The organism is Alcanivorax sp. MD8A (assembly GCF_002888555.1).
GTDB lineage: Bacteria > Pseudomonadota > Gammaproteobacteria > Pseudomonadales > Alcanivoracaceae > Alcanivorax.
In genome coordinates, this window is the sequence record NZ_AQOQ01000009.1 from 115,993 (window position 1) to 125,858 (window position 9,866).

Sequence of the window (9,866 nt, forward strand, 5' to 3'; positions counted from 1 at the left end):
CGTCCTTGTCGTTGAAACGTCGCTGATGCGTGCCGGCTTTGCAGTCGATACCCGTAAAGGCAGGCGTTAGCCTGCGGCACCACACCGACACACACAGCAGAATGCTGCCTAGTGTAACTGACCGATCATGAAAGGCGGTAATTCCTGCACCAGAAGACAGCAAACAGCCGCAATGTTTCCCAACTCATTCGCGTTTGTCACATTGCGTTTCCCCTGCCAAGGCCCCACTATTTCAGGTTGTTGGCAGCCCTGATCAACTTGGAGACAACATGGATTTCGCCGTAAGCAACCGTCCACTGGACAAAATCAAAGCTGATGCCCTCGTTATCGGCCTGGGCAAGAAGAGCGACCTGCCTGAGGTGCTCCCCGACGCCACTCGAAAGCAGATTTCTGCCTTTATCAAGGCTGGCGACTTTAATGGCAGCAAGGGCCAACACGCCTGGCTGCACGGCCCGGAGGATATGGCTGCCGCTCGCATCCTGCTGGTCGGCACGGGCGACAACACCCCCTCCGACTCACAATGGCAGACGCAACTACGCAGCACCGTGAAAGCGCTGCAAAACGCCCCGATCAAGCATGCCGTCTGCCTGCTCGACAGTACCCTTGCGCAGACACTGGAGTGGCAGGTGCGTGAAGGCTCGCGCATCGTAGAAGAGGGCTTGTACCGATTTGACCAGTACCGCAGCCAGCCGGCAGCGGCAAGCAAACTGGCCAAGTGGACCTACTGGCATGCAGAGAAAGATGCCAGCCTGGGCAAAGCTCACAAGACCGGCAAAGGCGTCGCCGCAGGCGTCAATCTGGCCCGCGATCTGGGCAACCTCCCCCCCAATGACTGCTATCCGGAATACCTCTCCGGAGTTGCCCGCGAGCTGGCCAAGCAGTATGAAAAGCTGACCGTCAAAGTGGTCAGTCAGGCCCAGGCTGAAAAGATGGGCATGGGGGCTTTCGTCGCCGTTGCCAAAGGCTCTGAGCGCCAGGGGCAAATCATCGTCATGGAATACAAAGGCAGCAAACCCACCAAGCAGGGCCCCGTGGCACTGGTGGGCAAAGGCATCACCTTTGATACCGGCGGCATCTCCCTGAAACCCGGCGCCAACATGGACGAGATGAAATACGACATGGGCGGCGCCGCCAGCGTTTTCGGCAGCGTGAAAACAGTCTGTGAGCTGGATCTACCGATTCACCTGGTCGCGGTCGTCGCAGCGGCAGAGAACATGCCCGATGGCCGGGCATCTCGCCCCGGCGACATCGTCAAGACCCTGTCCGGCCAGACCGTGGAGATCCTCAACACCGACGCTGAAGGCCGTCTGGTGTTGTGTGATGCGCTGACCTATGTGCAACAGAAGCACAAACCTCACACCGTCATCGACATCGCCACGCTGACCGGCGCCTGTGTGGTCGCCCTTGGCAGCCATGCCCAGGCTGTTTATGCCAACGACGACGATCTGAGCCAGACACTACTGGCCGCCGGTCAGGCGACTGGGGACCGGGGCTGGCCCATGCCGCTGTGGGATGAGTATCAAAGCCAGCTCGATAGCCCCTTTGCCGATATGCAAAACATCGGTGGCCCCAAGGGCGGCTCCATTACGGCTGCCTGCTTCCTGTCCCGCTTCGCAAAAGACGTTAAGTGGGCGCATCTGGATATCGCCGGCACCGCCTGGATCAGTGGCGGCATGAGCAAGGGCGCCACAGGCCGCCCGGTCCCCATGCTTACCCGCTTCCTGATGGATCTGGCAAAATAACGGTCGGGCGACACACCAGCGTTAACCTGCGTCAGACGTCCGACCTCGGACGTCTGACGCCCGAAGGGCCACCATGACCGAAGTCACCTTTTATCTCAGCAGCAAGGCCGGGGATGGCGTTCGCCAGGCGCTGGCCTGGCGAATTGCCGACAAAGCCATGAAACAAGGGCGTCTGGTCTATATTCATTGCCGGAATGAGGAGCATGCACGGCAATTGGACAGCCAGTTCTGGCAAGCTCCGAAGACTGGCTTCCTGCCCCATGCCATTCATCACGAAGGGCAGGCACCGGTGATTCTGGGCCACAACGGCGATCCGGGCGAACACCACGACGTACTCATCAACCTGACGGATCACGTGCCGAATTTCGCCTCCCGCTTCCAGCGAGTCGCGGAAATGATCAGTGGCGCCGAACCCGAAAGACAGGCAGGCAGGGACCGTTTCCGCTTCTACCGTGAGCGGGGTTTCCCGGTCACCACCCATGAACTGGGCTGACAGCAGCGCGGGGACAGACATGAACAACGAGCGCGACACACGCAAACAGGACTTGCTGCGGGAGCTGGGCGATGTCCAGTCCCTGCTGGATGACATGGACAAGGCCCCGCTGCTCGAACCTGCCGACGCCCCCCAGGCTGCACCTGTCAATCACCGGCTGAACAGCGATCAGATTCGCAAGCTGGCCAGCGAGCGCAGCAATCCGTTCCTTCCCACCGCAAGCCCGCCCACCACGCGCCCGGCGCCAGCGACGGCCTCCCCGGCAGGCCCCGCCCCCTCTGCGCCCCGACCGACCCTGAGCAATACCGATATCGACAGGGTTATCGACGAACTGGTGGCCGAAGCCCTGCCCAAGCTGGAAAAAGCCCTGCGCCTGCGTTTGCGCGACGCCCTGCGTCGCAAGAACTAGGGAGCCTCTGAATAACACCAGTGAACCCACGACGGCACCGCCCGGCTTCGCTATAATGCGCCCTCTTTTTTGATGCAGCATCCAAAGGCAACAGGCGCAGATCATGGACAAGACTTACCAACCCGATCGCATTGAGCAATCCTGGTACGAAACCTGGGAAAAAGCCGGTCATTTCAAGCCCTCCGGCCAGGGTGATTCCTACTGCATCATGATCCCGCCCCCCAATGTGACCGGCAGCCTGCACATGGGTCACGCGTTCCAGGACACCATCATGGATACGCTGATTCGTTACCGCCGGATGCAGGGCCGCAACACCCTCTGGCAAGTGGGCACCGACCACGCCGGCATCGCCACCCAGATGGTGGTAGAGCGCAAGCTGGCGGGTGAGGGCACCAACCGCCATGAACTGGGCCGCGAAAAATTCCTGGAGAAAGTCTGGGAATGGAAAGGCGAATCCGGCGGTACCATTACCCGCCAACTGCGCCGCATGGGCGCCAGCGTGGACTGGACCCGTGAGCGTTTCACCATGGACGAAGGCCTGTCCAATGCCGTGCGTGAAGTGTTTGTCCGCCTCCACAAGGAAGGCCTGATCTACCGCGGCAAGCGCCTGGTGAACTGGGACCCCAAGCTGCACACCGCCATTTCTGATCTGGAAGTGGAAAACGTGGAAGAGCAGGGCCATATGTGGCACTTCCGCTACCCGCTTTCTGATGGCTCGGGGCATCTGGTAGTCGCCACCACCCGCCCGGAAACCATGCTCGGGGATACCGCCGTTGCCGTACACCCGGAAGACCCCCGCTACAAGGACATGATCGGCAAGACCATTCGCCTGCCCCTCGCCGATCGCGACATCCCCATCATTGCCGATGATTATGTCGACCCGGACTTCGGCTCCGGCTGCGTGAAGATTACCCCCGCCCACGACTTCAACGATTATGAAGTGGGCAAACGCCACGACCTGCCGATGATCAATATCCTGACCATCGATGCGGCCCTCAATGACGAGGTCCCGGAAGCCTACCGCGGGCTGGACCGTGTGGACGCCCGCAAGAAAGTGGTCGACGACCTGGATGCCCTCGGCCTGCTGGAAAAGGTGGCCGATCACACCCTGCAGGTGCCCCGTGGCGACCGCTCCGGTGTGATCATCGAACCCTATCTGACCGACCAGTGGTTTGTGGCGGTAGAAGAACTGGCCAAGCCGGCCATCGCCGCGGTAGAGAACGGTGATATCCAGTTCGTGCCGAAGAACTACGAAAACATGTACTACTCCTGGATGCGAGACCTGCAGGACTGGTGTATCTCCCGACAACTCTGGTGGGGCCACCGCATCCCGGCCTGGTATGACGCAGACGGCAATGTCTATGTGGGTCGCAGCGAAGAGGAAGTGCGCGCCGATAACAATCTGGGCGACACCCCCCTCAGCCAGGATGATGACGTCCTCGACACCTGGTTCAGCTCTGCCCTGTGGACCTTCTCTACCCTCGGCTGGCCGGACGATGAAGAAACCCTGCGCACCTTCCACCCCACGGATGTGCTGGTCACCGGCTTTGACATCATCTTCTTCTGGGTTGCGCGGATGATCATGATGACCCTGAAGTTCACCGGTGAGGTGCCCTTCAAGAAGGTTTACGTACACGGCCTGGTCCGCGACAACGACGGGCAGAAAATGTCCAAGTCCAAAGGCAACGTACTTGACCCTCTGGACATGATCGACGGCATCCAGCTCGAAGAACTGGTCGACAAACGCACCAAGGGCTTGATGCAGCCGCAGAAAGAAAAGCAGATTGCCAAGCGCACCCGCAAGGATTTCCCGGACGGTATCAACGCCTACGGCACCGATGCACTGCGCTTCACTTTCCTGTCGCTGGCCTCCACCGGACGCGACATCAAATGGGACATGGGCCGCATCGAAGGCTACCGGAACTTCTGCAACAAGATCTGGAATGCCGCCCGCTACGTGATGATGAACACAGAAGGCCAGGATTGCGGTCTTGAAGGTGAAGTCGAGCTGTCACTGGCCGACCGCTGGATCATCTCTGCCCTGCAGCGTGCCGAGCAGGAAGTTTGTGACGCCCTGGACAGCTTCCGCTTTGATGTGGCCAGCCACGCCGCCTACGAGTTTATCTGGAACGAGTACTGCGACTGGTATCTGGAGCTGTCCAAACCGGTCCTGTATGGCGACGACTATTCCGACGCCCAGAAGCGCGGCACCCGTCGTACACTTGTGCAGGTACTGGAAGCCATCCTGCGGCTGGCCCATCCGTTCATGCCGTTCATCAGCGAAGAGATCTGGCAAAAGGTGGCTCCGCTGGCAGGCAAAGGTGCCAGTGAAGGCAGCACTATCATGCTGCAGGCCTACCCCGCCGCCGATACCAACCGTATCGACGCCGACGCGGAAACCGGTATCGCCTGGATCAAGGGGGTCATCACCGCGGTGCGCAACATCCGTGGCGAGATGGGTATTCCACTGGGCAAGGCACTGCCGCTCTACCTGCACAACGGCAAGGACAGCGACAAGGCGCTGCTGGATGCCAACCGCAACTTCCTCAGTAAACTGGCCAAACTCGAATCCATCACCTGGCTAACCCCGGACGACTCCGCCCCGGCATCAGCTACCGCGCTGGTCGGTGACATGGAAATCCTGGTGCCCATGGCTGGCCTGATCGACAAAGATGCGGAGATCGATCGTCTGGGCAAGGAAATCGACAAGCTGCGCAAGGAAGTGGGGCGTGGAGAAGGAAAGCTGAAAAACCCGAACTTTGTCGACAAGGCTCCCCAGGCCGTCGTCGACAAGGAAAAGGCCAAGCTTGACGATTACCGCTCACAGCTTGCCAAACTCGAAGAGCAGCTCGAAAAGATCAAATATCTCTGACCCTATAACACAGGAATCCGAGTCATGGATGACCCGCGTCGTGCCCGCATCCTGATAGCCGCTCAGGAAGTCTTCGCCCGAGAAGGCTTCCGTACCGCAGAGGTGAAAACCATTGCGGAACAGGCGGCCGTGGGCAAGGCCACGATCTACAAGTTCTTTTCTTCCAAGGAAGCCCTGCTGCTGACCATCGTGGAAGAGAACCTCAACGATATCCGCGACATCATTCTTTCCGCATTGATGAGCGTAGAACCGCCCCTTGAGCGACTGGAAAACCTGTGTCGCAATGTGGCCCGTTATCTGGAACAGAACCAGGCCTTTTCACGGGTGCTGATTCAGGAAGCCGGGGATTTCATGGGCGACATCCAGCGCAACTATCTCGCGCTGATCGAACAGAATCTTCCCGTGGCCGACGCCTTTTTCAACGAACTTCGCAAAGATGGCTACTTCGTTGCCCTGCCCACTCGCGATACCATCCTGTTAATGGTAAACCTTGTCATCGGCACCACCTACACTTGGGCCCTCACCGGCGAGGGCAGCCTGGAAGCTCAAGCCGCTGACTACATGAAGGTGTTGATCCGCGGCCTCAGATAAGATGAGACGAGATCATGCGCCTTATGATTATTTTCACCGCCCTGCTGACCGCAAGCCTGGTCCATGCAGGTTCACTTCATGAACTTGCCGACGGACCACTCCGCAGCACAGAAGAAAAAGCCCGTAACGAATACCGCCACCCGGTAGAAACCCTGAAATTCTTTGATGTCCAACCGGATATGACCGTGGTGGAAGTCTGGCCTGGCAGCGGCTGGTATACCTCTATCCTCGCGCCCTGGCTGCATCAGCACGGCACGTTCTACGCCGCCCATTTCCCTGAAGACAGCGACGTGCCTTTTTACCGCCGTTCAGTCACCCTCTTCAAGGCACGGCTGGCGAAAACGCCAAGCCTTTATGATCACGTCCGCGTCACCGCCCTGAATCCACCCACTCATACCGTGATTGCGCCAGCAGGCACAGTGGACCGCGTCCTCACCTTCCGCAATGTTCATAACTGGGCCAAAGCCGGTAAAACCGAAGCGGTATTCGCCAGTTTCTACGATGCGTTGAAGCCGGGAGGAATTTTGGGGGTAGTGGAACACCGTGCCCCGGAAGTTCGGCCTTTGGAGCGCCAGATTGAAACGGGCTATATGAGTGAGGGGTATGTGATCGAGCAGGCGGAAAAAGCCGGTTTCACGCTGGTGGAACGTTCAGAGATCAACGCCAACCCGAAAGATGAAGCCAATCACCCTGCCGGCGTCTGGACGCTGCCGCCCAGCTTGCGCCTCGGCGACAAGGACCGGGACACCTACCTGGCGATTGGTGAAAGTGACCGGATGACGCTCAAGTTTATCAAGCCGAAGGAGTGACCTCCGGCCTGATCGGGAGCAACAAGGGTCAGGCGCCTGGGCGTTCCAGCATGCCCGGCGTCGCCTCGCCCAGCACCAGCGATTCCGCGATACCGATTGCCACGCGCTGACACTGCTCCAGCCGCTCCTGGGAGAAACCGCCATCCTCAAAGATGTACAGGGAATAGTTTTCCATCATCCACAGCATGGTACGGAACACCAGCGGATCATAATCACGACCAGTAAAGCGACTGATCTGGGCTGTCAGCACTTCAGACGAAATTGCCTGAGCCCGCTCCCGATGGGGGGCCAGCGCAGAAGCGGAAGACCGCGCCTCTTCCATCATCAGCTTGATGATCGGCCCCATGCTCACGTGATAAGCGAAGTACACCTTGGTGGTGTTGCGGATAATATCCTTCGCTGAGCCCGCCTGTTTCACTTCCTTGTGGAAGTGCAGCAGCATATTGTCCACAAAGATGCGGTAAATGCTTTCCAGCACATCCATCTTGTTGCGGAAGTATTTATAGAAGGTGCGACGCGACACGTCAGAGGCATCCAGCAGGTGCTGTACAGTCGTACGTTGCAGTCCACGCTGGGCAAACACCTGCATGGAATGGATCAGGATCTCGGCACGGGCCTGGGATCGCTGTCCCCCTTCTTCCCGGGCATGAACCTCAAGAACCTGGTTCACCACCTGACGGATTGCATCAATGTCGCTGCTCTTGTTCTGCACCTGACAAATACCCCTGAGAATGTATACTTTTCGCTAGCTTAACCAACGCTTCACGCAGAGTAAACACTGAGTTTATCCTCCGCCATGACCGTTTTGCTCAGGGCTTGGCCGTTCTTCCAGCGTTTCCAGATCTTCTCGTGGAAGTGATACGCCACTGTATTCACGCAGGGCTCAACCAGGGCTGTCGCCCCACCAATGCGCCAGTCTCCGGTCATTGCCCAGACCACGAAAAAGGCCACCGAAATATGCATTACACCAAAGCTGACTGTCTTGACCATGATAATTACCTCATTAACTGAGATTGATTATCATGCCCAACATAAAAATAGTTAAGCGCTATTGAATTATTACTTTGATAGCAAAAAACTATAAACGACGTTAATCCTTGTAAAGCTGCGCTCCCGGCTCTCCTCTTTGCTCTTCGACCCGGCTACTCTGTCATTCTGTTCACTCTGGCAGGAAATGGGATGACCACGCACAGTTTTCTTATTCTCCATGGCAAGCAAGCGGCTAACGAAGCAGTTCGTAACGCCGTCATGAAATGGCGGGAGCAAGGCCACCATATTGCCGTCCGTGTCACCTGGGAAGGGGGCGATGCCGAACGCTACGTCCAGGAAGCCCTGGACGCTGACTACCGCACATTAATCGCCGGCGGGGGCGACGGCTCCATCCGCGATATTGCTCATGCCATGCTTGCCAGTGGTCGTGACGACCTGTCTCTTGCCATCTTGCCTCTTGGCACGGCAAATGATTTCGCCACTGCTGCCGGGATCCCCCAGGACATGGAAGAGGCGTTATCCCTTGTTGGCCGTCAGGCTTCTCCCTGCGATGCAGTCAGGATTAATGATCATTACTTTCTGAACATGGCCACCGGCGGGTTTGGAACTGAAGTCACCACACAAACGTCGGAAGAGCTGAAAAACCTGTTAGGCGGTGCAGCCTACTTCCTCACAGGGCTAAGCAAATTCACCGAAATCACGGCAGCCAAAGGTCGCTTCAGTAATGGTGACTTCGAATGGGAAGGGGAGTTTCTGGCTGCCGGTCTCGGAAACGGCCGCCAGGCAGGCGGCGGTCAACAACTCTGCCCGGATGCCGTGATCAATGATGGACTGCTCGATGTAGCGATCTTGCCTGCAGATATGGACTTACTGGCGGGAGTCCGTGAGCTGTTTGATAGCGAGGCACGGCAGGACCCGGATCACGAAGGGCTGTTTGTTCGGGCAAGAGTCGCCTCACTGACCGTCGAGACGCCCTCAGCCATGCACTTCAATCTCGATGGTGAGCCCCTCAAGGATACCCGCTTTGAGGTAGCAGTGGTGCGCGACCGCATCTCACTGCACCTCCCGGAAGATTGCCCGTTACTGGGATGATGCCATGGAGGCAGAGGCATCTGTCGCTCTCGAACAGCGCAGGATAAACTCACGCACCCGCTGACGACGGTTATCCAGTTTATGACCATAAAGGGGGAAATGCTGCCATACCCCCTGATCCCGCACCCCATAACGGCGCGTCGCGACCGCCACCACCATCATACCGGTACGGATGACGCCCATTTCGCAATGCACCAGGCAACGGCTGCCCTCGCGATCAAGCTCATCCATCATCTGGCCAATCTGGGCTTCGCTAGGCGGCGTATCCTGGGCCATTGGAATGTTGACCAGACGAATGCCATGGCGCTCACAATAACGCTTCTGACGGTGGTACCAGCCGCCTTTCACGTACTCATTTTCGAGTCGTAGATTAACGATGGTATTCACCCGGAAAATCCGGTGCATTACCCACAAGCCGACCGGCCCAAGCGTACCACTTCGGTAGAGCTTTCCCGCTTTTACAGATCGAAAGTGGTACATCAGTTTATGGTAGCGATAGGCAAGGAACGCGATGGCTGCCACCAAAATGCATATATAAAAGATCATCGGGTATCTTCCGTCATCTCTGGTCTGACCAACCAGCATGGGGACGGCATGGGTATGCTTGATGACGACGGTTTTTCGGTTTGGTGACAGAGCCACATACTTGCTTGTGGGAGCCATGCTTGCATGGCGATTGAGGTGTTGAAGGCAGGCTCCGACGGGCGACCGTTTTTTGTGTTGGCGTGGGGGCGTGTTTGGGGTTTAGCGTCGGGCATGTTGCGGCTGGCGGCTGGCGGCTGGCGCGATTATGGCCTACTTAGGTAGCGAGCCAGCTCGCTATCCCTTCGGGACGCCTGCGGCGCCTCACCCTGGCACCTTCGGTGCA

Annotated in this window: 10 protein-coding genes; 7 read left to right on the plus strand and 3 right to left on the minus strand. The window is 58.1% G+C overall.

The window, feature by feature from the left end:
* Positions 1 to 269: 269 nt before the first annotated feature.
* The 6 genes from A15D_RS06885 to A15D_RS06910 all read left to right on the plus strand — a co-directional run bounded on the left by A15D_RS06885 (position 270) and on the right by A15D_RS06910 (position 6,916).
* A complete protein-coding gene (locus A15D_RS06885) occupies positions 270 to 1,742 on the plus strand; it encodes a leucyl aminopeptidase (protein WP_102791324.1) in 1,473 nt (490 codons plus the stop codon).
* A gap of 73 nt (positions 1,743 to 1,815) precedes the next feature.
* Positions 1,816 to 2,235 carry a DNA polymerase III subunit chi gene (locus tag A15D_RS06890; RefSeq protein ID WP_102791325.1) on the plus strand — a complete coding sequence of 140 codons (420 nt, stop codon included), beginning with the start codon at positions 1,816 to 1,818 and terminating at the stop codon, positions 2,233 to 2,235.
* A gap of 19 nt (positions 2,236 to 2,254) precedes the next feature.
* Positions 2,255 to 2,644 carry a hypothetical protein gene (locus A15D_RS06895; protein WP_102791339.1) on the plus strand — a complete coding sequence of 130 codons (390 nt, stop codon included), beginning with the start codon at positions 2,255 to 2,257 and terminating at the stop codon, positions 2,642 to 2,644.
* Positions 2,645 to 2,747: 103 nt separating this feature from the next.
* Positions 2,748 to 5,516, plus strand: coding sequence for a valine--tRNA ligase (locus A15D_RS06900; RefSeq protein WP_102791326.1), 2,769 nt, complete (start codon positions 2,748 to 2,750; stop codon positions 5,514 to 5,516).
* A 24-nt stretch (positions 5,517 to 5,540) separates the two neighbouring features.
* Positions 5,541 to 6,107, plus strand: coding sequence for a TetR/AcrR family transcriptional regulator (locus tag A15D_RS06905; RefSeq protein ID WP_102791327.1), 567 nt, complete (start codon positions 5,541 to 5,543; stop codon positions 6,105 to 6,107).
* Between the two features lie 14 nt (positions 6,108 to 6,121).
* Positions 6,122 to 6,916 carry a class I SAM-dependent methyltransferase gene (locus A15D_RS06910; RefSeq protein WP_233192129.1) on the plus strand — a complete coding sequence of 265 codons (795 nt, stop codon included), beginning with the start codon at positions 6,122 to 6,124 and terminating at the stop codon, positions 6,914 to 6,916.
* 28 nt (positions 6,917 to 6,944) lie between these two features.
* Here A15D_RS06910 and A15D_RS06915 read toward each other — a convergent pair whose 3' ends face one another.
* Both A15D_RS06915 and A15D_RS06920 read right to left on the minus strand, forming a co-directional pair.
* The gene (locus A15D_RS06915) at positions 6,945 to 7,628 is read right to left on the minus strand and encodes a TetR/AcrR family transcriptional regulator (protein ID WP_102791328.1); all 684 of its coding nucleotides are present in this window, start codon (positions 7,626 to 7,628) and stop codon (positions 6,945 to 6,947) included.
* Positions 7,629 to 7,678: 50 nt separating this feature from the next.
* Positions 7,679 to 7,906: a DUF2061 domain-containing protein gene (locus A15D_RS06920; RefSeq protein WP_102791329.1), complete on the minus strand. Its 228-nt coding sequence runs from the start codon at positions 7,904 to 7,906 to the stop codon at positions 7,679 to 7,681.
* A 189-nt stretch (positions 7,907 to 8,095) separates the two neighbouring features.
* Between A15D_RS06920 and yegS the strand changes: the two genes are divergently transcribed.
* Complete coding sequence (gene yegS, locus A15D_RS06925; RefSeq protein ID WP_102791330.1) at positions 8,096 to 8,998, plus strand: lipid kinase YegS; 903 nt, start codon at positions 8,096 to 8,098, stop codon at positions 8,996 to 8,998.
* On the opposite strand, the gene A15D_RS06930 is transcribed toward yegS, so the two are convergent.
* Positions 8,987 to 9,544, minus strand: coding sequence for a tyrosine-protein phosphatase (locus tag A15D_RS06930; protein ID WP_158245785.1), 558 nt, complete (start codon positions 9,542 to 9,544; stop codon positions 8,987 to 8,989). The genes yegS and A15D_RS06930 overlap by 12 nt on opposite strands.
* Between the last annotated feature and the right edge of the window lie 322 nt (positions 9,545 to 9,866).